The following is a 23,745-nucleotide window of genomic DNA, read 5'->3' as shown; positions in this document are numbered from 1 at the left end:
TGGCTGTACCGATCGTCGCCGTGGCTGCACCGATCGTCGCCGTGGCGGCCGCCGGGCCGGGCCCTTCGCTCACCCGTGCCCGCCCGTCACCGGCACCCCCATCACCTCCCGCGCGTGCCGGTTCGGGACCATGCCGAGGGTCCAGGCACGCCAGCCGCTCTCCAGGTTCACGCCCCGTTCGAGCAGCAGCGCGTACGCCTCGATGTACTCGGTGAGCTTCTCGTCACGCAGCGGGTGGGCGGTGCGCGACAGATGGGCCAGGTCCTCCTGGGCGACGGCGGTGCCGATCTCGACACCGCCGGGCGCCGCGTACGGCAGCAGGGTGCACTTCAGGAAGCGGGCCCAGTCCTCGCCGCGGCGGTCGCCGTAGGAGGTGAACAGACGGGTCGCCTGCTCGCAGAGGTCCAGGGCCTGGGGCGTGCGGGCGTTGCCCGCGTCCACCACGGCCAGCTCCAGACAGGTCCACGCCTCGCCGTGGGCGACCCCGATGCGCTGGAAGTCCGCGCGGGCGTCGACGAGGAGCTGGCGGGCGAAGCCGGAGTTGCGCAGCGAGCCCGTCTGGACCGCCCGCTGGTCGCGGGTGACGCGGGCCGAATGGTGTCGCGCGCAGGCCAGGCCGTAGACGTCCCGCATACGGGAGAACATCGTGCGCGAGCGTTCCAGTTCGCGGACCGCCTGGTCGAGGTTGCCGGTCTCCTCCAGGGCCTGGCCGAGGTAGTAGCCGCTCCATGCCTCACCACGGGCGTCCTCGTTGTCCCGGTGGCGGGCGAGAGCCTGGCGGAGACCGTCGACGGCGGCGGAGGGGTCACCGGCGACGAGGCGGGCGCGGGCGAGCTGGGTCATGGACCAGGCCTGGCCCCGGGTGTCGCGGGTACGGCCGAACAGGTCCAGGGCGGTGCGCAGTTCGCTCTCCGCACGCGGCACCTCGCCCATGCGCAGCAGCAGTTGGCCCAGCTGGAAGTACGCCCAGCCCTCGCCGTGCAGGGACTCCTGCTGACGGTGGATGACCAGCGCGCGGGTCAGCAGGTCCAGGGAGTCCGCCAGATGGGAGCGGTCCCGTTCCACCGCCGCCAGGGCGTGCATCGTCCACGCGCGGTCCGCCGCCAGCTGCGGGGCCGACTGGAGCTGCAGCGCCTCCAGCAGCTTCTCCGCCGCCTCGGTCAGATTGCCCTGGTGGTGCAGGGTGATGCCCAGGGAGCACAGGGCACGGGCGGCCCCCGCGTCGTGGTTGGTCTCCCGGTAGAGGCCGACGACCGACGCGAGCGTCGTACGGGCCTTGTCCAGCTCACCCAGCTGACGGGCCGCGATACCCGTACGCCACTGCACCGAGCGGGTCAGCAGGCCCTGGTCCACCGACTGGGCCAGCTCGCTCAGCTCACCCAGGCGGTAGAGGTCGCCGCGCAGCAGGCAGTAGTCGCACAGGGCGCCGAGGAGACTGAGGACCGCCGCCTGGTTCACGCCCTCCGCGTGCCGGAGCGTGGAGGTGATGAAGCTGGTCTCGTCGTCCAGCCAGCGCAGCGCCTCGTCCAGGGAGACGAAGCCGTGCTGGCCGAAGCGGTCCGAGCGGGTCGACATGTTGCCGTCGACCAGCCGCAGGACGGAGTCGGCGAGGTCGGCGTAGGTCACGATCAGGCGTTCCTGCGCCGCCGTGCGCTCGCTCGGCTCCTCCTCGTCGAGGAGGCGGGCGTGAGCGAAGGCGCGGACCAGGTCGTGCAGGCGGTAGCGGTTGCCGTGGACATGGTCGATCAGGCCCGCGCGGGCCAGCGCGGTGAGGTGGCGGGTCGCCTCCGTCTCGTCGGTGGCCAGCAGGGACGCGGCCGCCGCCGCGCCCAGGGAGGCCCGGCCGGCCAGCGCCAGGCGCCGCAGTAACCGCCGGGAGGGGTCCGACTGGTCGGTGTAGCGGAGCCACAGGGCGCGCTCCACCGGCTCGACCGGGCCGTACGCGCCGAGGTCCGTGGCCAGTTGCTCCGGCGTGCGCGGGCCCAGCGACGAACCGGCGATGCGCAGGGCCAGGGGCAGGCCGCCGCACAGGTGCCGGATCCGGGCGACGGACGCGGTGTCGTAGGAGGCGGACGCCGCCGTGGCGCCCGCGGCCGGTACCCCGGCGGACGCGCCTGCCTGCGATCCCACCGACGCGCCTGTCAGCGATCCCCCGGACCCACCGGCCTGCGATCCCCCGGACGCGCCGGCCGACGGTCCCCCCGACGCGCCCGCGGACGTGCCCGCCGACGCCCGGGTGTTCTCCGCCCCCGCCCGCAGCGCCGACGCGTCCTGCGCCGCCATGCCGAGCAGTTCGTGCGTGCCCGCACCGTCGAGCGCCTCGACGGGCAGATGATGGACCCAGGCGGGCAGGTCGGCGGGCAGGTCGAGCGCGGAGCGGGCGGTGACCAGCACGAGGCTGTCGGAGCGTTCGGGGACGAGGACGCGGACCTGCTCGGGGTCGGAGGCGTCGTCCAGGACGATCGTCACCGGCAGGGCCGTCAGATGCTGGTGGTACAGCTCGCTGAGCCGTTTGACCTGCTGGTCCTGGGAGGTGCGCTCACGGAAGAGGAGCTGGTCGCGGGGGGCGCCGAGACGGTTCAGCAGATGCATCAGCGCGTCCCGGGTGGAGAGCGGGGTCTCCTGCGGGCTGTCGGCGCGCAGATCGACCACGCAGGCGCCGCGGAAGTAGTCCCGCAGTTCGTGGGTCGCGCGCACGGCGAGGGCGGTACGGCCGGAGCCGGGCGCGCCGTGCAGCACGACGACCGTCGGCCGGGTCTCGGTCTCGGCGCGGGCCGCCTGCACCCACTGCCGGATCCTGCCCATCTCCGTGCGCCGCCCCGCGAACCGGTCGTCCGCCTCCGGGATCTGCAGGAACGACTGCTCCAGCACATTGCGCCGCCGCGCCGCCGCGCTCTTGTCGGCGCCGCGCAGCTGGGGCGCCTTCTTCTTCGGCGTGGACGCGGCGAGCACGCGCTGCTGGTCCAGGAACGGCCGTATCCCGCGCACCTCCAGCGCCGTGAGCCACTGCAGCCGCAACTGTTCGTGGCCGCCGGGCTGGCCGAGGGCACCCGCGCGGTGGTGCGCCGCGGGCACATGGGAGGCGGTCACCTTCAGCACGGTGGCCACGGCGCTCGCGATGCCGACGATCAGGCCGGTGCTCACCGCGGTGCCGGCGTCGACGCCGAAGGACAGGTCGGCCACGACCGCGGTGCCGGCGGCGACGCCCGCGACCAGCAGGGGAGTTCCGGCACCCTCCTTCGCGTAGCGCTGGCCGAAGGTGAGCCGGCCGGCCTGCGACTCGTCCAGTGCGCGGGTGTACGCCTCGTACTCCTCCGCCGCGTTGCGCGCCATCGTGTCCAGCGCGGCGCGGGCACGGCCCAGGAGCACCACCCCGTCCGTCCGGCCACCCGACCTGCGGACCTCCTCCTCGACCGCCCGGACCAACAGCCCTTCGGCCTCCCCCCGGTGGCTGTCCCGCATCACACGTCCCCCTTCGCCGAAACGGCATGCCTCCGGCCAGTGTGGAGCGGTTGGGGCGCATAGGCGAGAGGGCGTGGATCAGCGAGGGGTGCCACGCGCGGGCGCATTCGAGTTCATGCCGACCCATGGGTCCGGCTGCGCCTGCGGGTGCACGGCTCGCCACGGAGTCTGCAACCAGCTTGGGGCGAGGCCGCGTACAGGGCAGCCACAGTCCACCGACCGCGGCGCCGGGCAGGGCTCGGTCGCGTGCCCTCCTCGTGGCACGCGGGCGCGGGCGTGTGAGGTGAGTAAGGATGGGAGCATGTCCAACCGACTCGCGAACGCCACATCGCCGTACCTCCTCCAGCACGCGGACAACCCCGTCGACTGGCGGCCGTGGGAGCCAGCGGCCTTCGAGGAGGCGCGGCGGCGCGATGTTCCCGTCTTCCTGAGTGTGGGATACAGCGCTTGCCACTGGTGTCACGTCATGGCGAAGGAGTCCTTCGAGGACGAGGGCACCGCCGCGTACCTGAACGAGCACTTCGTCAGCGTCAAGGTCGACCGTGAGGAGCGTCCCGACGTGGACGCCGTCTACATGGAGGCCGTGCAGGCCGCTACCGGTCAGGGCGGCTGGCCCATGTCGGTGTTCATGACGCCGGACGGCGAACCGTTCTACTTCGGCACGTACTTCCCGCCCGGGCCAAGGCAGGGCATGCCGTCTTTCCGCCAGGTGCTCGAAGGCGTCCATCACGCGTGGTCGAGCCGGCGCCACGAGGTGGCGGAAGTGGCGGTGAAGATCACGCGGGACCTTGCCGAGCGGGCGCTGGGCAGCGGATCTGGCGGCTTGCCCGGCGGGGAGACCCAGTCCCAGGCGCTCCTTCAGCTGACTCGGGATGTCGACCCCACGAGCGGCTGGTTCAAGGGGAACACCAAGTTCCCCCCGTCGATGGTGGTCGAATTCCTGTTGCGCCACCACGCGCGGACGGGTTCCGTGGCGGCGCGGGAAATGGCCGAGGGGTTGTGCGGCGCCATGGCGCGGTCGAGCCTGTACGACCAGGTCGGAGGGGGCTTTCACCGATACGTTCTGCTGGCGGACGCTGATGGGCCTTTGGTACCCCACTTCGAGAAGATGCTCTACGACAACGCCCTGCTCTGCCGCGTCTACGCCCATCTCTGGCGGGCCACCGGCTCCGAGCTGGCCCGGCGTGTCGCGCTGGAGACGGCCGACTTCATGGTCCGTGAACTCCGCACGAACGAGGGCGGGTTCGCCTCCGCGCTGGACGCCGACAGCGACGACGGCACCGGTTCCGGAAAGCACGTCGAGGGCGCCTACTACGTCTGGACGCCCGAGCAGCTGACCGAGGTGCTCGGTGCCCAGGACGCGCGGCTCGCCGCGCGGTACTTCGGGGTCACGGAGGAGGGCACGTTCGAGGAGGGCGCCTCCGTGCTGCAACTCCCGCAGCACGAGAGCGTGTTCGACGCCGAGAAGATCGAGACGGTCCGGGAGCGGCTGCTCGCGGCACGGTCGCGCCGCCCCGCCCCCGGCCGGGACGACAAGGTGGTGGCCGCCTGGAACGGGCTCGCCGTCGCCGCGCTCGCCGAGACCGGCGCCTACTTCGACCGCCCCGACCTGGTGGACGCCGCGATCGCCGCCGCCGACCTTCTCGTGCGTCTGCACCTGGACGAGCGGGCGCGGCTCGCGCGGACCAGCAAGGACGGGCAGGTGGGGGCCAACGCGGGAGTGCTGGAGGACTACGCGGACGTCGCGGAGGGGTTCCTGGCGCTCGCGTCGGTCACGGGGGAGGGGGTGTGGCTGGAGTTCGCGGGGTTCCTGCTCGACCATGTGCTCGCGCGGTTCGTCGACGAGGAGTCGGGGGCGCTGTACGACACCGCCAGTGACGCGGAGAAGCTCATCCGGCGGCCGCAGGACCCGACCGACAACGCCACGCCGTCCGGGTGGAGCGCGGCGGCCGGGGCGCTGCTGGGTTATGCGGCGCACACCGGCTCGGAGCCCCACCGGAGGGCCGCCGAGCGGGCGTTGGGTGTGGTGAAGGCGCTGGGGCCGCGTGCGCCGAGGTTCATCGGGTGGGGCCTGGCGACCGCCGAGGCGCTGCTCGACGGCCCGCGTGAGGTCGCGGTCGTGGGGCCGCAGGGGCATCCGGCGAGGCGGGAACTGCACCGGACGGCGTTGCTGGGGACCGCACCGGGTGCGGTGGTCGCCGTCGGGGCTCCGGACAGCGACGAGCTGCCGCTGCTGGCCGACCGCCCGCTCGTCGGTGGTGAACCGGCCGCATATGTCTGCCGTCATTTCACCTGTGACGCTCCCACGACCGATGTCGACCGGTTGCGGACGGTCCTCGGGGTGGCGTCGACCGGCTGAAACTCGCTGGTCGGAGACCGGGACAAGATCGAACAACTGACGGGATACGGGACTGTGTGCGGACACTTCCGACTACATGTTCCCTCGAACGGAAACACGGTTTTTATCGGAAGGGCTCCCCGGGTTCACAGTTTCCCCCTAGTCTCCTCGCAGTGACGCGACGGGAGTAACTCCCGTCGCGGCAGGGGGTATTCGGATCCGGGGGGATCTCTTTTGCTGACGCATGTCCTCATTGCCGTCGTCTCTCTTGCTCTTTTCTGGATGGCGGCTTTCACTCTGTGGTGGCAGATGCACGCGTGGCGCACGCCCGAAGTGCTCGCCTCCACCCGGTTCAGCAGACCGGACGGCGACGAACATGTCTCGTTCTCACTGCTGCTGCCCGCACGCCATGAACAGGCCGTGCTGGACCACACCATCCAACGACTGCTCGAATCGAGCCACGACGACTTCGAGATCATCGTGATCGTCGGACACGACGACCCGGAGACCACCGCGGTGGCCCGGGCGGCCGAGGAGCGTGACCCCCGGGTCCGCGTCGTCGTCGATCACCATGACAAGAAGAACAAGCCCAAGGCCATGAACACGGCGCTGCCGCACTGCCGTGGCGACGTCGTCGGAGTCTTCGACGCCGAGGACCAGGTCCATCCCGAACTGCTGTCCCACGTCGACCACGCCTTCCGCACCACCGGCGCCGACGTCGTGCAGGGCGGGGTGCAGCTCATCAACTTCCACTCCAGCTGGTACAGCCTGCGCAACTGCCTGGAGTACTTCTTCTGGTTCCGGTCGCGGCTGCATCTGCACGCGCAGAAAGGGTTCATCCCGCTCGGCGGCAACACCGTCTTCGTACGGACCGGAGTGCTGCGGGAAGCCGGCGGCTGGGACCCCGACTGCCTCGCCGAGGACTGCGACCTGGGCGTACGGCTGTCGAGCGTCGGCAAGAAGGTCGTGGTCGCCTACGACTCCGACATGGTGACCCGGGAGGAGACCCCCGGCAGCCTGATGTCGCTGATGAAGCAGCGCACCCGCTGGAACCAGGGCTTCCTCCAGGTCTACCGGAAGAAGGACTGGAAGCAACTGCCCGGCTTCCGGCAGCGGTTGCTGGCCCGCTACACGCTGATGACGCCGTATCTCCAGGCCGTCTCCGGGGTGATCATCCCGCTCAACGTGGCCGTCGCGCTGTTCCTCGACGTCCCCGTCGGCGTCGCCTTCATCACCTTCCTGCCCGCCGTCACCGCCCTCGTCACCTTCGTGTTCGAGATCGTCGGACTGCACGACTTCGGCAAGCAGTACGGCCTGCGCGTCCGATTCACCCACTACGCCAAGCTGATCATCGGCGGCCCCTTCTACCAGGTGCTCCTTGCCCTCGCAGCCGTACGCGCGGTGTGGCGTGAGCAACGCGGGCGGAACGACTGGGAGCTGACCAGCCACGTCGGCGCACATCTCGCGCACGTGAACCGAGAGGACGTTCCTGCGTGACCTCCACACTTCCCGCGGCGACCAAGACGGAAGTCAAGGTCCCCGCGCAGCGGACAGCTGCGCCCGCCACCGGTTCGACCGGTCGAACGACCGCGTCCGTTCCCCCGCCACCCGCACCGAAGCGGCTGCGCGACTCGCGCCCCGACCTGATCCTCTGCGGTGTCCTCCTCGTCGCGATCATGATCGTGCAGGGGTGGAACATCGCCGACTACCCCGCCCTCAGCGACGACGAGGGCACCTACCTCGCGCAGGCCTGGGCCGTGCAGGAAGGCAGGGGACTCGCCCACTACACCTACTGGTACGACCACCCGCCCCTCGGCTGGATCCAGCTCGCCGTCCTGACCTGGATCCCCGCCCAGCTCGCCCCCGAGTCGATGACCGTCGGCTCGATGCGCGTGGTGATGCTGGGGATCAGCGCCGTCAGCGCCGTCCTCGTCTACGTCCTCGGCCGCCGCCTCTCGCTGCCCCGCTGGGCCGCCGGCCTCGGCATGGTCCTCTTCGGGCTGTCCCCGCTGTCGGTGGTGCTCCAGCGGGAGATCTTCCTCGACAACATCGCGGTGATGTGGACGCTGCTGGCGTTCTGCCTCGCCGCCTCACCGAGCCGTCACCTCTGGCACCACTTCGGCGCGGGGCTGGCCGCCGCCGCGGCCGTGCTCACCAAGGAGACGATGCTCCTCGTCCTGCCCGCCGTGCTGCTCACCATGTGGCGGCACAGCCACCGAGACACCCGGAAGTTCGCCCTCACCGGCGCGATCACCGCCTGTTTCCTGATCGGCGCCTCGTACCCGCTGTTCGCCCTGCTCAAGGGCGAGTTGTTCCCCGGTGCCGGCCATGTCTCGCTGTGGGACGGCATCGTCTACCAGATGAGCCGCCCCGGCTCCGGCTTCATCCTCACCGAGGGCACGGGCTCGTACGGCGTCCTGCAGTCCTGGCTGTACTACGACCGCGTCCTGCCCCTCGGCGGACTCGCCGGCGCGCTGCTGCTCCTGGTCACCTGGCGCTGGTCGGTGACCGCGCGCGCCCTCGCCGGACCCGCGCTCGCCGTCGCGATCCTGGCCGCCATGGCCCTGCGCCCCGGCTATCTGCCCGCGATGTACGTCCTGCAGGCCCTGCCCTTCCTCGCGCTCGTCCTCGCGGGCGGTACGGCGAGCGTCGCCCACGGCGTCCTGCGCAGAGGCCGCGGCGCTGCGGAGATACGGCCCCTGACCTGGGCGCGCTACACGGTCGCCGTCGCCCTGGCCGCCCTCGCGACGGCGTACGTGGCCCCCCGCTGGTACGAGGGCAACCACACCGCGATGACGTTCAACGCCAACGCGCCCTACCAGAAGGCCGCCGAGTGGCTCGGCCGTGAGGTCGACGATCCCGAGGGCGCCCGGGTCCTGGTGGACGACGCGCTCTGGCTCGACCTCGTCCACGAGGGGTACGAGCCCGGGCTCGGCGTCATCTGGTTCTACAAGGCCGACCTGGACCCGGCGGTGACGAAGACGATGCCGCGCGGCTGGCGAGACCTCGACTACGTGGTCGCCTCCCCGACCGTACGGCGGGACGCGGTCGACCTGCCCAACGTCAGGCGCGCCATGGAGAACTCGACGCCGATCGCCACCTTCGGCACCGGCGAGGACCGGATCGAGATCCGCAGGATCGACACCGCCGGCGGCGACGATCGCGCACGCGGGACCGGGGAGGCGGACGGCGACCGCGTCCGCGACACCGAGGCCGCTGACGACCCCGACAGCGACCGCGTCCGCGACACCGAGGCCGCTGGAGGCGACCGATGAGCAGCGGAAGCTATGAGTACACGGCCCCCGAGGAACTGGGGGACCCGGCCGTGCACGGCGTCGAGATCCCCGAGCCCGGCGCCGTCACCATCGTCGTACCGACCTTCAACGAGTCGGCCAACGTACGCGAGTTGCTGCGCCGGATCACCGAGACCGTGCCGCCCCGGCTGCCCTGCGAGGTCGTCTTCGTGGACGACTCCACCGACGACACCCCCGCGGTGATCGACCGGGCCGCGCAGGACTGCCCGTTCCCCGTGACCGTGCTGCACCGTGACGAACCGGTCGGCGGACTCGGCGGGGCGGTCGTCGAGGGCATCAGGGCGGCCGGCTGCGACTGGATCGTCGTCATGGACGGCGACCTGCAGCATCCGCCGTCGCTGGTACCGGAGTTGGTGGCGACCGGGGAGCGGTCGTCGGCGGATCTGGTGGTCGCCTCCCGGTACATCGAGGGCGGCAGCCGGGCCGGGCTCGCGGGCAGCTACCGCGTGGCCGTGTCCCGGGGAGCGACCTGGCTCACCAAGGCCCTCTTCCCGCGCCGGCTGCACGGCATCAGCGACCCGATGAGCGGCTTCTTCGCGATCCGCCGCAGCGCGGTCACCGCCGACGTCCTCCAGCCGCTCGGCTACAAGATCCTCCTCGAACTCGCGGTGCGCAGCCGCCCGCGCCGGGTCAACGAGGTGCCGTTCGTCTTCCAGGACCGGTACGCCGGCGAGTCCAAGTCCACCGCGCGGGAGGGCTTCCGGTTCCTGCGTCACCTCGTCGGTCTGCGCACCGCCTCGCCCGTGGCCCGCATGCTGGTCTTCGGGCTGATCGGCGTCACCGGCTTCCTGCCGAACCTGGCCGCCCTGCACGCCCTCACCTCGGCCGGCATGCACTACCTCCCCGCCGAGATCCTCGCCAACCAGCTCGGGGTGCTCTGGAACTTCATCCTCATCGAGCACCTGTGCTTCCGCGAGCGGCGCAGGCACCGCAAGGGATGGGACCGCGTCGGGCGCTTCGCGCTGCTCGCCAACGCCGATCTGGTGCTGCGCATCCCGCTGATCGCCCTGTTCGTCGGCCGGTTCGGGATGGGGGCGCTGTCCGCGACCGCGCTCGCCCTGGTGACGACGTTCGTGCTGCGCTTCGTGGCGACCGAGGCGCTGGTCTATCTGCCGCGAAAGACGTCTCGCCGTGGGGAGCACGGCGAGCAGAAGCAGGTCGAGCCGGCAAGGAGAGCCGTGTGAAGAGTCATCCGATGAGCCACCTGCGGGGCCGCTTCAGGATCCGTCGCAGACCCCGTCCCGTACCCAGGGTCAGACGAAGAACAGCACTGCTGGGGGTCGGGGCACTGGCCGCCGGTCTCCTGCTGGTCTCGCCCCAGTCCGCCTCCGCCGCCAACCTCGTGCAGAACCCGGGGTTCGAGACCGCCGGCACCGACGGCATGCCGTACTGCTGGGAGAAGTCCGGCTGGGGTGACAACGACTTCACCTTCACCACGGTGTCGGGCGCCCACTCCGGCACCAAGGCCATGAAGGTCGAGCTGACCCGCCGGGTGTCCGGCGACCGCAAGGCCCTCATCACCGAGTCGGCGGCCTGCGCGCCCTCGGTCACGGTGGGCAAGCAGTACGACCTGGCCCTCTGGTACAAGTCGACGACCCCGGACACGTCCGTCACCCTGTTCCGGCACGACACCACGGCCGGCTGGCAGTACTGGACCGACCTCAAGACGCTGGACATGGCCGGGAGCTGGACCGAGGCGACGGTCCGCACCCCCGAGATCCCGGCGGGCACCGACCGGATCACCTGGGGCGTCTCCGTCTACGGCACCGGTTCCGTCACCACCGACGACTACACGATGGACCAGGTCGCCGCCCCGGTCCCCGAGCCGCAGTGCACGGGCACCCCGGAGCAGTGTCTGAACGGCCGCTGGGACGTGCTGCCCACGCAGAACCCCGTCCGCTCCATGCACTCCGTCGTCCTCAACAATGGCAAGGTGCTGCTGATCGCCGGCTCCGGCAACAGCGAGCAGATGTTCGAGGCGGGGACGTTCACGTCCGCGGTCTACGACCCGAAGAACGGCACGTACAAGCAGATCCCGACCCCGGACGACATGTTCTGCGCGGGCCATGTGCAGCTCGACGACGGCCGTGTCCTCGTCATGAGCGGCAACAAGGCGTACCCGGTGGCGGGCGGTCACGGCTACGAGGGCTACAAGGACTCGTACGTCTTCGACCCGGTCACCGAGACCTACAGCAAGACCAACGACATGAACGACGGCCACTGGTACCCCTCGGCGACGGTCCTCGGCAACGGTGACGTCATCTCCTTCGGCGGTCTGCGCGAGGACTCCACGGGTTCGGTGACGGCCGAGCTGTGGTCGGACGCCGAGCAGAAGTGGCTCGAACTCTGGAAGGTCAACCAGACCTGGTCGTACTGGGGTCTGTACCCGTCGATGATCCTCATGCAGGACGGCCGTCTCTTCTACTCCGGCAGCCATGTCTTCGGCAACAACATCCCCGGCACGGGCAGCGCCATCTACGACTACGGCGCCAACACGATCACGTCCGTCCCCGGCCTGCAGAACAAGGACCAGCGCGACCAGTCCGCGAGCGTGCTGCTGCCTCCCGCCCAGGACCAGAAGGTCCTCACCCTCGGCGGCGGCAACATCGAGTCCAACCCCGACGCGAACCGTCTGACGGACGTCATCGACCTGAAGGCCGCGAACCCGGCGTACGTCGCGGGCCCGCCGATCCCGCAGGGCACGGTGGACCTGGGCAACGGCAAGGTCGCCCAGACGGGCGGCCAGGGCAAGATGTACGTCTCCGCGGTGCTGCTGCCCGACGGCAAGGTCCTGGAGACGGGCGGCGCCCTGCACAACCGGGCCGACCCGGTGTTCGAGACGTCGATCTACGACCCGGCGACCAACACGTTCGACCCGGTGGCGACGGACCCGGAGGAGCGCGGCTACCACTCCTCGGCGTTCCTGCTCCCCGACGGCCGCGTCATGACGACCGGTGACAACCCGGGCAACGGCTCCTGGAACCACGACGTGTCGGTCTACACCCCGCCGTACCTCCTGAAGGGCCCCCGCCCGAAGATCACATCGGTGATCGACAAGGAGTGGGTGTACGGCGACACGCAGCGGATCACGGTGGACCGGCCGATCGCGAAGGCGGAACTGATCCGCCCCGCGGCGGTCACGCATTCGTCGGACCCGAACCAGCGGTTCGTGGACCTGCCGTTGTCCGTCGACGGCGACAACATCGACCTCAACGTGACGAGCAACCCCAACCTGGCCCCGCCCGGCTGGTACATGCTCTTCGCGGTGGACGCCAACGGCGTCCCGTCGGTCGCGGAATGGGTCCACCTCCAGGGCCCGTCGGCCTTGGCGCAGGCCTCCGGCGAAGCCCCCTCGGCCCACGTCCACGACTTCGCGGACGCTCCGAAGGGCAAGGTCACGGGCCCGCAGAAGAAGACCAGGTCGAAGAAGGTCAGCCCCACGATCTCGGGCTGCGACCGCCACTACGGCACGGCGAACGTCTGCGTCCCGACGGCCTTCCCGGCGGAGGCCGACAAGACGACGGCGTCCCGCTGCGCGTGGCTGAAGAAGAACGACTACGGCCGCCTGAAGGTCAACGGGCGGGACGATCCGCTGAAGCTGGACCGGGACGGGGACGGTGTGGCGTGCGGGAAGGGGGACGTACGCCGCCGCTGACCATGAAGAGGCCGGTGGGATCGGCCCCCTGAGGCCCATGGCCCCGTACTCGGCGGACATCCGTCGGGTGCGGGGCCTCGTCGTGGGCGGGGGCGGTCGCGGGCACCGTCAGGTGGCCTGCCCGGTCAGGGGGGTGGCCTGCTCGGTCAGCTTGCCCGTGGCCTGCTGCTGGACGGCGGCCGAGCGACGGAGGAAGTCGAGGATCACGTCGAGCTGCTCGTCGGTGTAGCCGGCGTACAGCGCCTCCAGGCCGGTGACGAAGTCGGCGAACAGAGCGCCGAAACTCGCCACGTGATCCCGGTCGATCTCGACGATCACCCGGCGGCCGTCGGCCCGGTCACGCGTCCGGCGGACGAATCCCTTGCGCACCACATCGACTGGGACCACCCGGTGGCCGTCTGAACGGGGACGCCACCCTCCTGCACCTTCGCACTCGCCGGCAACCGGATCAACGGCCGGGGCATGGACACGGCCCGCATCGACTTCGCCGTCACCAGGGACACCACCGAGATCCGGGAGATCACCGCGGGGGACGGTGTGCCGCACAACTTCCACGTCCACGACGCGCAGACCAGAGGGAACCGGGCGCCGGTCCGGGCAGGCCCCATGCCGGTCACGCCGACTGAGGAGACCTCTACCCGCTGGACGCGTCCGCGTGCCTACGGCGCTACGCGCGGCCCCCGAGGTGCGCGGTGCCGCGCGAGGTCTGCACGGTCTGCCGGCAGTCCGGCGCGGCCGGTGGCACGGGCTGCCCGTCGAGGGCCCGGCACAGAGCGGCATGGAGGTGTTCGGCTTCGGCGGGAGTCAGGGTCATTTCGGCGTCCCTGACCTGCCCGTCGTCGCGGGACAGCCGTAGGGGAACGGCGAGACGGTTGTCGGCGGTGCGGCGTACGGGGAGTCCAGGTGAGCGTTCCACGGTCCAGCTCATGAGGTCGTCCTTCCGATGCGCGCGAGGCGATACGCACCCCACAACCGCCGTCCGTCCTCGCATCCCTCCTGAACCTTGGCAGCACCCCTGCAACCGTCGGCGCACTTGCGGGTGTGCTCGAACCACATCCTGTAGGCGCGCAGCATGGGGATCTCGCCCCGCCGGGCTGCGGCCCGCACTCGTCCGTCGGCCATCAGGCAGCCTCCGCCCACTGCCGTGTTTGCCGCGCCTGCCTTGCTCGTTGGTGCGCCTCGGGAGAGAGGAGATAAGCGCCTACCAGGGTGCTGGAGATGTCGTCGGGAGTGATGGCGGGCAACTCGGCCCGTGGCCAAGGACATCGGGCTCTACGGCGCCGGGCGCTCGCGAGGAAGGCGGCCCACATCTCGGGGGAAGGGTGGCCGGCGGCCGGGCTCGGCGCGGCAACCGGTGCGGCATGTGCTTCGTGGGTCGCACAGCCGGGAGTGGACGGCCCGAGGAGCACCGCCCTCACCCGTACGAGTGCCCGTGAGAGAAGGTGCATGGTCGGTCTCCTTGCCGGATCGGCCGTGCCCCGGTGCCGAGGCGAGCTGCAGCCGGGGTCATCTGTGTCCCTGCCGGGCGCGGTTCGACGGCGGCAGAGGGCTCCATGTGCGGCGCCAAAAAAGAGACTGGACCGGTGGACCGGTCCAGTCAAGCGGAACGTCAGTTCGCCTACCGCATCGGGTAGTTGTCGGACAGTTCGAACACATGCGACGCCGTCACGCCCTCTTCGCAGACGAGCGGACGTCGGTCACGGTCGAACGCCACATGCAGCACCACCGACACCGCCGCCGGCCTTTCCACCTACAGCAAGAGGGCCTCTTCGCCGTCGGCCAGCCGCACCGTCGTGACGTCCGTCCCTTCCACGGGCGAGCGCCCTGTCGCGCGCCTCACATAGTGCGTTGTCCCTTCTGCGATGGGTCCCTTCAGAGCGAGGCGCGGGGCCGCGTCCGCGATGGCGGGCGGGAACCAGGCAGTCACCAGCGTGTGGGGCGAGCCGTCGTCGAGCAGCACCAGACGGATCCTCCGCAGTGCTTCCTCGCCCGCCTCCAGTGCCAGCGCGTCCGCCACGTGCGGCGGCGGCACCGTACGGTCGGGGGCGCCGATACGCCGGTACGGGGCACCACCCGTCAACCGTGTGGAACCAGCGCGGCGCGCACCGGCGGGCCGGGCGACAGGAGTCTCGGCGACGACGAATCCAGCACCCTGCCGCGCGCTGACCAGACCGTCGTTGCGCAGCACGTCGTAAGCCTTGACGACAGTGGCTCTCGACACGTCCCACTGCTCCGCCAGATCGCGGCCGGAGGGAAGCAGATCGCCCGGTCCGAACTCGCCGTTGGCGACCCGGGTGCGTAGATCCTCGGCGATCTGCTCGTACTTCAGCTGCGGCATGGGTCTCGTTTCCGATCACTGGACTGGTCCACCGGTGCGCCTCCAGAATGCCCGTATGACGAGCCCTGAGGTAGCGCCGGAGATCGTGAGGTTCTACTCCGAGACCATCGACGAGGCCGACCGGCTGTCGAGGACCGCCGACGGGCACCTGGAGCTGATCCGCACCCAGGAGTTGCTGCGCCGTCACCTTCCGCCCCCGCCCGCCCGCATCCTCGACGTGGGCGGCGGCCCGGGTGCGCACGCCCGCTGGCTGGTGGCGGACGGCTACGAGGTCCACGTCGTCGACCCGATCCCTCGCCACGTCGCCCAGGCCGAAGGGGTCGGCGCCACGGCGGAGTTGGGCGACGCCCGCCACCTCGCGGCCGAGGACGCCTCGTACGACGTGGTCCTGTTGCTCGGCCCTCTCTACCACCTCCCCGACCGCACGGACCGCGACCGGGCACTCGCCGAGGCCCACCGCGTCCTCAAGCCGGGCGGCCTCCTCGCAGCGGCAGGCATCAACCGCTACGCCTCCCTCTTCGAACACACCGCCTTCGCCCACCTCCACAAGGAGCCTTTGCGAGGCAGCATCTCCACCATCCTCGCCACCCAGATCCACGACGGAAAGAAGGCGTTCACGAAGGCGTACTTCCACACGGGCGCCCAACTCCTCGACGAGGTGACCACGGCCGGGTTCACCTCCGCAGAGGTCTACGGCATCGAAGGCCCCGCCTGGTCCCTCCTGGCCGCCACGGAACGCCACACGGGGCAGTCCCTCACCGACTCACCCCTCTTCGAATCGGCCCTCACCGCAGCGCGCATGGCCGAGCCGTACTCAGAGCTGCTGTCAGCGAGCTCGCATCTCTTGGCGGTCGGCCAACGGCCGGAATGACGGTCGCTGAGACGCTGCAACGACGTGCCCAGAGAAGCGAGACACGGCCACTGTCAACCATCAGCTGGGACCGAAGCTTCAAAGCATCTCCCAGGACCGGACAGACCCAGCAGTCCGACTGAGTTACAACTTTCTCTAGTGGCTTTCAAGGGGGTTCGCTCCGCTCCCCGCGCGGCCCGGCCCCCGGCCGGGCCTGCGCTCCTGCCTGCGTCCCGCTCCAGCCTGGCCGACGCCCGTGCCGCGCGCACAGCAATCAGCCGCCTGATGCCAGAGAAGGGGTACGTCGCGGCTGGGGCGGTCGGCTCCACGGCTTTTAGAGGTCGTTCTCTTTCCGAACCCCAAGTGCGGTTTCTGCTGGTCAGGCATGAGATGGCGGTTGGTATGGAAGTCTCGCTCCGTTGCTGACCGAGGTGTCATGGGGGTGTCAGATGCCGTCGATGCGGGCGGTTTTGGAAGCGCGGCAGAAGGCCGCGGCGGTGCGGGTGAAGGAACTCGAAGCCGAGCTGGAGCAATTGCGGGCAGCTCTGGCGGCGGCGGAAGAGGTGTTCCGGCATCGGGTGATCGGCCTGGAACAGTACCTGGAGGCGCTGGCCGAGGAGGATGCGCCCACCGTGGCCGTCGTGTTGCAGAAGAAGCCGGTAGGACCACGCCGGGCGGTGCCTCACCGGGTCGACGCGGCCGGGGTTGAGGCGTTGTCGGTGGACTACCAGGCGTTGATGGCCGCCGCCCTGGAGGCGGGAGGAGACGGGCTGGGTGCCCGGCGGGCAGCGGTGGTGCTGGGCTGGGACAGTGCTTCCGCTTCCCGTGTCGAGGGAGCGAGGGCCCGGTTGAAACGGCTGGTGGAACGGGGCTGGCTGGTCGAGGAGAAGCCGGGCAGGTTCATGCTGCCCGCGCCGGAGCAGGATGCTGCTGGCGCTGGGCGGCCAGGCGGCGGCTCATGAGCATGGCCATCGACCACAGGATGACGGCTTCGCTGGTGTCGGTGCGTCGCTCGTAGTCACGGACCAGGCGCCGGCTGCGCAGGAGCCAGGCGAAGGATCTCTCGACGACCCAGCATCGGGGCAGGACCTGAAACCTTGGACGTCATCGCTGCGACGGACGATGTCGAGGATGACTCCGAGGCGCTGGGTGATCCAGTCGGTGAGGTGGCCGGTGTAACCGCCGTCGGCCCAGATGCGCGTCAACTGCCGAAAGTGATCCTTTGCTGCGGGTAGCAGGCTGCGGGTGGCGTCCCGGTCGGTCGTGGACGCCGGCGTGACCCGCACGGCCAGAAGCAGTCCGAGGGTGTCGGTGAGCAGGTGCCGCTTGCGCCCGTTGATCTTCTTCCCGGCGTCGAAACCTCGCGAGGCATGGGTGACGGTGGCGTCCGCCTTCACCGACTGCGAGTCCACGACCCCAGCGCTCGGCTCCGGGCTGCGGCCCTCAGCCAGGCGGACGGCCTCGCGCAGACGTTCATGCAGCTAGGTCACCAGCCCCACATCCCGCCAGCGGGCGAGGAAGGCATAAACGCGCGGCCAGGGCGGGAAGTCGGACGGCATCGCTCGCCACTTGATGCCGTTGTCGACGAGGTAGCGCACCGCGTCGATCACCTGCCGGTGGCAGTAGCCCTCCGGACGGCCTCCCCGGCCCGCCAGCCATCCCGGCACCGGCAGCAGATCCCGCACCAGTGCCCACTCCGTATCGCTCATGTCCGAGCCGTACCGGGGTCGGCGCCCTGGCCGGTCGGCCGCGTTCCCGAACCGATGGGCGAGGCAGTCACACCCAGGAGTGGACGGACTGGACCCGGCAACCACGACCACGCGACACTTCGACAACGGGGCCTCTTGTTCTCGCTGGACTCGACAACCGCGAGCTACCAGGAGGCCCTTCCTCTATGCCCCACCAGCCAACAAGTCACCCGATCCAGCACACCGTTCGAACCAGACCGAGCGCACGACCGGATAGAGAACGGCCAGTCAGACACGCGGCTTGATCACGACCCTGGCAGCGCACTCCGCCCCTCTACCGTCAGCCGCATTCGTGCCAACCGGGAGACCGACCGCTATGCTGATCTACTACGGATATCCGGGCCGTGGGGGGGCGTTGCTGTGCAATTCACATTGACCTGCAAAGAGGGCACTGACGACGATGTCGTCGCCCTCTTGGAGATGCTCAATCGGCATGCGAGCGGGGCCGATCTCAAGCCCCGGCTGCTGGCCAAGTCTGGCGCTCCCGGCGACATGGGCGTACTCCACGACGCGATCGCGTTCGCCAGCGAGAACCGGGAGTTGATCGAAACTTCGCTTTCGGTGTTCGGCGCATGGTTGGAAGCGCGCTTCCAACCCAGCACGTGGACTGTGTCCAACGGCAGGCGCACCGTGCAGGTGACGACCACGAAACTCGACCGAGAGACGCTAGAGGCCTTGTCTGCCCTCCTAGAGGAGGGCACGGAGCCCGACACGGACTGAAGTGAGTAACGACTTGGCCATGGCCGGCGAGCCTACGCCCTTCAATCCGGAGCGATCACGGGCTGTCCTCATCGGGTGCTCCACCTACCAGGCAGGCTTCAAGAAGGACGGGCTCAGCGACCTGCCCTCAGTGCCACACAGCCTTGACGCCATGCGTGATCTCTTGGACGAGTGGGGTCTACCAAGCCGTAATTGCGACACCGTCAGCGACCGGAATGGCCCACTCACAGTTGATCTCGTCCGAAGAGCACTGCGCAATGCCGTGCTTGAATCGAACGAGTCTTCCGACCTTTTGATCGTCTATTATTCCGGACACGGATACACAATTGATCCGCCCAGTGGGCAAGGCTTGTACCTCGCGCTGAGCACTACGGATTCCATCACTGACCGCTACAGCAGCTTGCCCTTCAGTCTCATTGCGAGCATTTTGCAAGACCCACAGGTGCAGGCCGACCACATCATGGTCATCCTCGATTGTTGCCACGCGGGGGCGGCCGCCTTAAACGTACCTCGGATGCTGCAACAACCCGGCGAATCGGCCGAGAAAATCACACTGCTGGTAGCCGCAGACAAGGGCTTAAAGGCCAAGTCGCCCGTCGATGACGGACCCAGCTTCTTCACATCCGCGCTCGTTGAAGCCGCCAGGCGGCCCGCGCCTCGTAGCCATCCCTATTTGAGCCTCAGCGACCTCGCCCTATCCGTGAAACAGCAGGTGGACAACCACAATAATGGATTGAAATTCGTCGACCTGGAAAAAAGGGTACCAACACCGCTCACACTGTACGGTCATGTAGCGGATCATCCGTGGCTGCCCAATAAGGCATTCGAAAAATCCACTTTGGTAGAGGCGCCCTTACCATCAGTCAAAGCTGACCACGCCGCGCCAAGCACGGCAGTATCCAGCCTTGAACACCTCGTCGAGGCAACCGAGTCCGTCCCCCTCACCAAAAAGGTTGCTCCCCGCGGGCTGAAATGGCCGTGGGAATACACTCCTCCACACCCCATAGTTCCCCGTCCGACGGAGTTTGCCCGGCTCCAGGCTCAGTCGAGGCCGCAGAACGTCGTGCCGATCACGGGGGAGCCAGGAGTAGGTAAGAGGCATCTCGTCGAGATGTTTCTTAGTGCACCAGACGGCTCACGCACGGCCATGCCCAAGGATCCCTATGTGCTGCAACTCGATCTAGACCTTATCCGGTATAAGAGCCCAGTCCCCGCACTGCGCGCACTGCAGTTCGCACTGGGGCTCACCCGCTACCGGAACGGTAGCGTCCCTCTGGACGACCAGAATTTCACGGAGGCCCGTGAACAGGCAGTTGCTGAGCTGAACATGCGCGCCAGCGACCGTCCCCTGGTCCTGTACATCACCTTCCGCGCGACTCGCTCAGAATATCGGAAGGTCTATGACGACCTTGAGCGGCTCTTGAACTATCCGATATTCCGGAATGCACTCGTTCTCGTTGTCTCCCTTAGAGATCTGGAAAGCCTTGACGGCGGCGGTCAACTCATCCCGTCGGCGGTGGTGAATGTCCCTGCGCTCGACTCCGAACAGGCTGCCGAGCTGCTGCGCCTCCTGCTCGAGGAGCGGAGCATAACGGGCCTCGACCCGGCGGCCGCACTTCAATTGTTCGAAAAGGAGTCCATCGCACACCGTCCGGTGGTGCTGCGGCAGGCAGTAGCCAATCTGAACCGTCGCCTGAGCGTAGGTGACGCGGAACCGGATAACGGCATGCTCGCCGAGGAGATACGGCGCGCCATTCACTATGTGGTCGAGCCGGCCCTCATAGAGGCAGGTTGCCGTCTCGAGGAGAGCGCTGGCCCGGGTGCACTCGCTTTTCTTCTCGCCTGGACACAGCTGGGATCACCACCCCTCTCGGCGACCGACCTGCCCACGAAACTCGGCTTCCTACAGAGTGCCATCCCGTGGTTGCGTAAATCGGGCGTGGTGATCAATGAGGTTGCGGACGACATGTCATCACATGTAGTCATCGGCCCAGCTGCGGCAGAGGCGTTCAGGGAAATCCACAGACGACTGCAACTGCCTCCGAGTGACCGGTTCGGAAGGAACCGCCTCCCGGAGGGCCTGCTCGGAGCGCCCGAGCCCGACGAGACACGCGTGGATGAGATCATCGGCGAGGCAACGGCCCACTTGCTCAATCATATTCACGAGTACACCGGCACCAGGCAAGAAGAAGACGAATTTTTGATGGTGCGGGCGCTGGAGCAGGCGCTCGACGAGCTGGACGAAATCAAGGGGAGATCGGCCAGCACGGAACGATCCAACACTCGATCGATCGTCGTAGCTAGTCTGCTGGCTCGCTCAGATGAGGCACTCATCCTTCCGGTCGACCTCGATGACGCCGCAGCCGAACTCGCCGCACTGCGCGAGAACTCAAGCCCGGTGACCCGCGAACCGTTGTCCCCGCTCCAGATGGGCATCGCGCAACTCAACGTCCTCTCCCGGCTCTCAGCCGAAACGCCAGGGATCCATGACAACCTCTCCCAGGTGCTTACGCAGATCTGGGAAGGAGTCTTGCGTAAACCGTTGATGAGTCACAAGGACATCAACCGACTCGATCGGCTAACTGCCATATGCGCCAACAGCCTTGGCGCGCTCGACGATGTCATCGAATTCCGCACCCTTGTGCTGGACCTTACCTCCGCCACATCCGTGCAGGACTATTCATTCGGCCGCACGAGCCGCATCCTCGCCCTGGCTGGTTGGGGCTTGGCGACTGCTGACCTTTCTGATGACGATGAGATACTCAGAAACACCGCACAACGCGTCCAGTCCTTGATGGACAGCTTGGAGGAGTCGTTCAAGGTAAATCCCGGTGACGGGCTCCTGAATCTGATGCGTCGACTAAGCCTGTTGCATGCCCGCATCAGCCGGGGTTCGCAGGAGAAGGCAAAGCACCTGCTCAAGGCGTCACAGCACGGACAAGAATCCGGCTACCTTTCGTTTTCGCGCGAGCTTGAAGACATGCTTGACCGCCTTCTTCACGAAGAGGACGCGGAGAAGGTGCTCGGCGCTCTTCTATCCGCACTATTCACGAGTGAGAGTGAAGCCCACAAGGAGGCGCCTCCGCCATCCGTACGGTGGCTGACCGCTGCGCGGATCGTTAACATTTACAAGCGAAACCGTACTGCCCTGTCAGCGGAGGAGCGGCTCTCGGCGCTTAACGAAATTGCCCAGTTCGTGGGATCCAGCCCAACCGTCACCGCCAAAGATGAACTCGCGTTCAGTGCCTTCTTTATCTCAGTCACTGCCTCGATTCGAGACGTTCAAGGTGACTACTGCGAGCTGCTGCGCGACCTGAAAAGCCTTAAAGTAGCTCTGGACCAAGCTATTACAGAGACTTCCAATTGGATGATCCTGAGGGGTTGGCTGACAATTGTGTCGTTGATCCGTGAGCGATCTTGGACCGGAGCACTTACTCATTGCGCGGGACCGGCACTCGAGCAGTGGACCACTAGTGTTAGGGCGGCTTCCAACCCCGATGCCCGCGATGCCTGGGCAAACCTTCGCGGTCTGGAGTTGATTCACGAGGCGGAGTCACCACTCGCCCTGCCAGGGCCTCGGGCTCTGGAGCATGCACCAAGCGACGACCACACAGAGCAGATCCGGTTGGCGTACGACGAGCGTCGGGCCAAGATCGCGTCCTTCGGGCAGTCTTACGGACAGGACATCACATGGTTCAGGATGCACCGGGCCTTGGAGCACCGTTTCCTTCATGAGGAGGCGGATGCGACCGGGCGGGGCATCGATGTGCAGGCTTTTCAGCGGATCTATGCCTCGCTGAATGGTAAGCAACCGCGTCCGGTAGCCGAGTTCAACGTGCTGAGAGCGAAGGACGAGCTGGCTGCAGGGCTGTTCCACAAAGCAGCCAAAACCGCGGAGCCGAAGCGCAAAAACATTCCTGAGCATAGGCTCGGCGAGCTCATCTGTATCCGTGCCGACGCTCTGCTCCGACATGCCCTGTGGACGCTCTTTCCGGGAGAGTCGCAACGCCGCCTGTTGGAGACAGCACGCCGTGAACTCGCCGAGTTGCCACAGGCCGCACCCGGGCATTGGAGCTCCGTCCTGCGCCTGCGGGCAGCACGGGCATATGCTCCGTCATCTACCATCCGGTCCGACGCTACCTTCGACTTGGACGCCCTGTTCACGGCTGAAAAGAACGCACACTTCTTCGAGTTGGCGGCAGCTCTTTCCGACCTGGGAGAGGAAACGTCCGGCGCCGAAGGTCAACCGTTCACCTCAGCTTTGGAGGCGGCTGGCGCAAATGTGGAATCGGTCCACCAGTTGGCGTTGCTGTACTTGGAGCAGGCTGAATGGCTGTGCGGGTTCGTACCGTCTAAGGCATGTGGAATAAAAACCCCGCCCTTCCGCAGGCCCGCCGAGGGACGGGAGGAACAGTGCCTTGAAATGAGTCTGCTGAGTGCATGGTCCTGCTTCAACGCAGTGGTCTCGCTCAGCACGCACACCTGGTCCGACCGTGTCCAGTCAGCCATGGGGCAGGGACGTGTCCTGGCCATCGCGTCACTAGTGTGGGGCGAGGATGCGAGCGATGTTCTGAGGCTGGGGCAGGGGTATCCATATTCTTGTGAAGAGCTTGGAAATATTCTCCTCGGCTTCGTCCAGAGGCACTCGACAGAGAACTCTCTAAAAGCAGCAAAGCGGCTTTCTGAAGTGATCAGTAACAGGCAGCTGTGATCGATATTGCTCCGACCGAGCTGGCCGTCGAAAAACAGCCGGCCTCAACTGAGAAACGTCCGTGTGCGTAAGCGTCTCTCGCTGCCGCAGCAGATGCCGGCTCGACGGAGTGATGTAACAGGACATCTGTGTGACACTAGCGTGACCGAACGGCAGTTCCTCGTGCATTCCTGGACCCGTGGGAAGCAGCAGCGGTGTGGACCCGCGCGCCGTAGACATCTGACATTCGCCGCATAAGTCAACGGCCTGTAAGGCAACGGCCTCGGGTACACAACGGCAGCCGCCTCCCTTCCTTACCGGGTTTTATGTTCGCCCTCTGATCGAACTTCTGTGGTATCCGGAATCCACCGTGCCGCCCACCTACTGCTGCCCGTAGCCGAAACAGGCAGAGTTCCCTGACATCCAGGGCTGACATCAACAATGTTGGACGTCAACAACTCCGGGCAGTCGTAAGCGTTAGCTCAAGCCTCGCAGTGGCCGACCATTGAGGCGCCGGATCGAACTCCTAAAGCGGTGCTCACTCTTTACACCGCTAAGGACGAGGACGTGAAGCCAGTGGACTGGTCGAGGTGGAACGAGGAGCCCGGAGCCGTCGGAGTCCAACCCTCA

At 67.9% G+C, this 23,745-nt stretch carries 14 protein-coding genes and 2 pseudogenes; 9 read left to right on the top strand and 7 right to left on the bottom strand.

Annotated features, from left to right (window positions below; translation table 11 throughout):
- Positions 1-69: 69 nt before the first annotated feature.
- Positions 70-3,462 carry a tetratricopeptide repeat protein gene (locus ACZ6BB_RS11545; protein ID WP_471615057.1) on the bottom strand — a complete coding sequence of 1,131 codons (3,393 nt, stop codon included), beginning with the start codon at positions 3,460-3,462 and terminating at the stop codon, positions 70-72.
- Positions 3,463-3,763: 301 nt separating this feature from the next.
- Here ACZ6BB_RS11545 and ACZ6BB_RS11540 point away from each other — a divergent pair, with 301 nt between their 5' ends.
- The 5 genes from ACZ6BB_RS11540 to ACZ6BB_RS11520 all read left to right on the top strand — a co-directional run bounded on the left by ACZ6BB_RS11540 (position 3,764) and on the right by ACZ6BB_RS11520 (position 12,769).
- Positions 3,764-5,821, top strand: coding sequence for a thioredoxin domain-containing protein (locus tag ACZ6BB_RS11540; RefSeq protein WP_471615056.1), 2,058 nt, complete (start codon positions 3,764-3,766; stop codon positions 5,819-5,821).
- Positions 5,822-6,034: 213 nt separating this feature from the next.
- Positions 6,035-7,297, top strand: a complete 1,263-nt coding sequence (locus ACZ6BB_RS11535) for a glycosyltransferase (RefSeq protein WP_471615055.1) — start codon at positions 6,035-6,037, stop codon at positions 7,295-7,297.
- Positions 7,294-9,075: an ArnT family glycosyltransferase gene (locus ACZ6BB_RS11530; protein WP_471615054.1), complete on the top strand. Its 1,782-nt coding sequence runs from the start codon at positions 7,294-7,296 to the stop codon at positions 9,073-9,075. Before ACZ6BB_RS11535 ends, ACZ6BB_RS11530 begins: the two co-directional genes overlap by 4 nt.
- Complete coding sequence (locus tag ACZ6BB_RS11525) at positions 9,072-10,298, top strand: glycosyltransferase (RefSeq protein WP_471615053.1); 1,227 nt, start codon at positions 9,072-9,074, stop codon at positions 10,296-10,298. The genes ACZ6BB_RS11530 and ACZ6BB_RS11525 overlap by 4 nt, the downstream gene beginning before the upstream one ends.
- Positions 10,299-10,309: 11 nt before the next feature.
- The gene (locus ACZ6BB_RS11520) at positions 10,310-12,769 is read left to right on the top strand and encodes a galactose oxidase-like domain-containing protein (protein WP_471615317.1); all 2,460 of its coding nucleotides are present in this window, start codon (positions 10,310-10,312) and stop codon (positions 12,767-12,769) included.
- A gap of 108 nt (positions 12,770-12,877) precedes the next feature.
- On the opposite strand, the gene ACZ6BB_RS11515 is transcribed toward ACZ6BB_RS11520, so the two are convergent.
- The 3 genes and pseudogenes from ACZ6BB_RS11515 to ACZ6BB_RS11505 form a co-directional block, all read right to left on the bottom strand.
- Positions 12,878-13,156 carry a hypothetical protein gene (locus tag ACZ6BB_RS11515; RefSeq protein ID WP_471615052.1) on the bottom strand — a complete coding sequence of 93 codons (279 nt, stop codon included), beginning with the start codon at positions 13,154-13,156 and terminating at the stop codon, positions 12,878-12,880.
- A gap of 280 nt (positions 13,157-13,436) precedes the next feature.
- A complete protein-coding gene (locus tag ACZ6BB_RS11510) occupies positions 13,437-13,697 on the bottom strand; it encodes a hypothetical protein (RefSeq protein ID WP_471615051.1) in 261 nt (86 codons plus the stop codon).
- Positions 13,698-14,387: 690 nt separating this feature from the next.
- A pseudogene (locus ACZ6BB_RS11505) lies at positions 14,388-15,107 on the bottom strand (GntR family transcriptional regulator).
- Positions 15,108-15,162: 55 nt separating this feature from the next.
- Between ACZ6BB_RS11505 and ACZ6BB_RS11500 the strand changes: the two are divergent.
- Positions 15,163-15,978, top strand: a complete 816-nt coding sequence (locus tag ACZ6BB_RS11500; RefSeq protein ID WP_471615050.1) for a class I SAM-dependent methyltransferase — start codon at positions 15,163-15,165, stop codon at positions 15,976-15,978.
- 437 nt (positions 15,979-16,415) lie between these two features.
- Positions 16,416-16,919 carry a hypothetical protein gene (locus tag ACZ6BB_RS11495; RefSeq protein WP_471615316.1) on the top strand — a complete coding sequence of 168 codons (504 nt, stop codon included), beginning with the start codon at positions 16,416-16,418 and terminating at the stop codon, positions 16,917-16,919.
- On the opposite strand, the gene ACZ6BB_RS11490 is transcribed toward ACZ6BB_RS11495, so the two are convergent.
- The 3 genes and pseudogenes from ACZ6BB_RS11490 to ACZ6BB_RS11480 form a co-directional block, all read right to left on the bottom strand.
- Positions 16,858-17,001: a hypothetical protein gene (locus ACZ6BB_RS11490; protein ID WP_471615315.1), complete on the bottom strand. Its 144-nt coding sequence runs from the start codon at positions 16,999-17,001 to the stop codon at positions 16,858-16,860. The genes ACZ6BB_RS11495 and ACZ6BB_RS11490 overlap by 62 nt on opposite strands.
- 164 nt (positions 17,002-17,165) lie before the next feature.
- Positions 17,166-17,354 (bottom strand): annotated as a pseudogene (locus ACZ6BB_RS11485) (transposase); the annotation flags it as partial.
- An 84-nt stretch (positions 17,355-17,438) separates the two neighbouring features.
- Positions 17,439-17,666 carry a transposase gene (locus ACZ6BB_RS11480; RefSeq protein WP_471615049.1) on the bottom strand — a complete coding sequence of 76 codons (228 nt, stop codon included), beginning with the start codon at positions 17,664-17,666 and terminating at the stop codon, positions 17,439-17,441.
- Between the two features lie 399 nt (positions 17,667-18,065).
- Between ACZ6BB_RS11480 and ACZ6BB_RS11475 the strand changes: the two genes are divergently transcribed.
- Together ACZ6BB_RS11475 and ACZ6BB_RS11470 are read left to right on the top strand one after the other, a co-directional pair.
- Positions 18,066-18,425 (top strand): effector-associated constant component EACC1, encoded by a 360-nt coding sequence (locus ACZ6BB_RS11475; protein ID WP_471615048.1) that lies wholly within the window; start codon positions 18,066-18,068, stop codon positions 18,423-18,425.
- A 1-nt stretch (position 18,426) separates the two neighbouring features.
- A complete protein-coding gene (locus ACZ6BB_RS11470) occupies positions 18,427-23,136 on the top strand; it encodes a caspase family protein (protein WP_471615047.1) in 4,710 nt (1,569 codons plus the stop codon).
- The last annotated feature ends 609 nt before the right edge of the window (positions 23,137-23,745 follow it).

Source organism: Streptomyces sp. NPDC041108, from assembly GCF_055592645.1.
Note: the sequence above shows the minus strand (reverse complement) of the source record. Positions and strands in the feature narration are given on the sequence as shown.

Coding starts and splice junctions, on each gene's coding strand:
- ACZ6BB_RS11545 (WP_471615057.1), bottom strand. CDS start 3,462: ATGCGGGACAGCCACCGGGGGGAGGCCGAAGGGCTGTTGGTCCGGGCG.
- ACZ6BB_RS11540 (WP_471615056.1), top strand. CDS start 3,764: ATGTCCAACCGACTCGCGAACGCCACATCGCCGTACCTCCTCCAGCAC.
- ACZ6BB_RS11525 (WP_471615053.1), top strand. CDS start 9,072: ATGAGCAGCGGAAGCTATGAGTACACGGCCCCCGAGGAACTGGGGGAC.
- ACZ6BB_RS11520 (WP_471615317.1), top strand. CDS start 10,310: ATGAGCCACCTGCGGGGCCGCTTCAGGATCCGTCGCAGACCCCGTCCC.
- ACZ6BB_RS11510 (WP_471615051.1), bottom strand. CDS start 13,697: ATGAGCTGGACCGTGGAACGCTCACCTGGACTCCCCGTACGCCGCACC.
- ACZ6BB_RS11500 (WP_471615050.1), top strand. CDS start 15,163: ATGACGAGCCCTGAGGTAGCGCCGGAGATCGTGAGGTTCTACTCCGAG.
- ACZ6BB_RS11495 (WP_471615316.1), top strand. CDS start 16,416: ATGCGGGCGGTTTTGGAAGCGCGGCAGAAGGCCGCGGCGGTGCGGGTG.
- ACZ6BB_RS11480 (WP_471615049.1), bottom strand. CDS start 17,666: ATGAGCGATACGGAGTGGGCACTGGTGCGGGATCTGCTGCCGGTGCCG.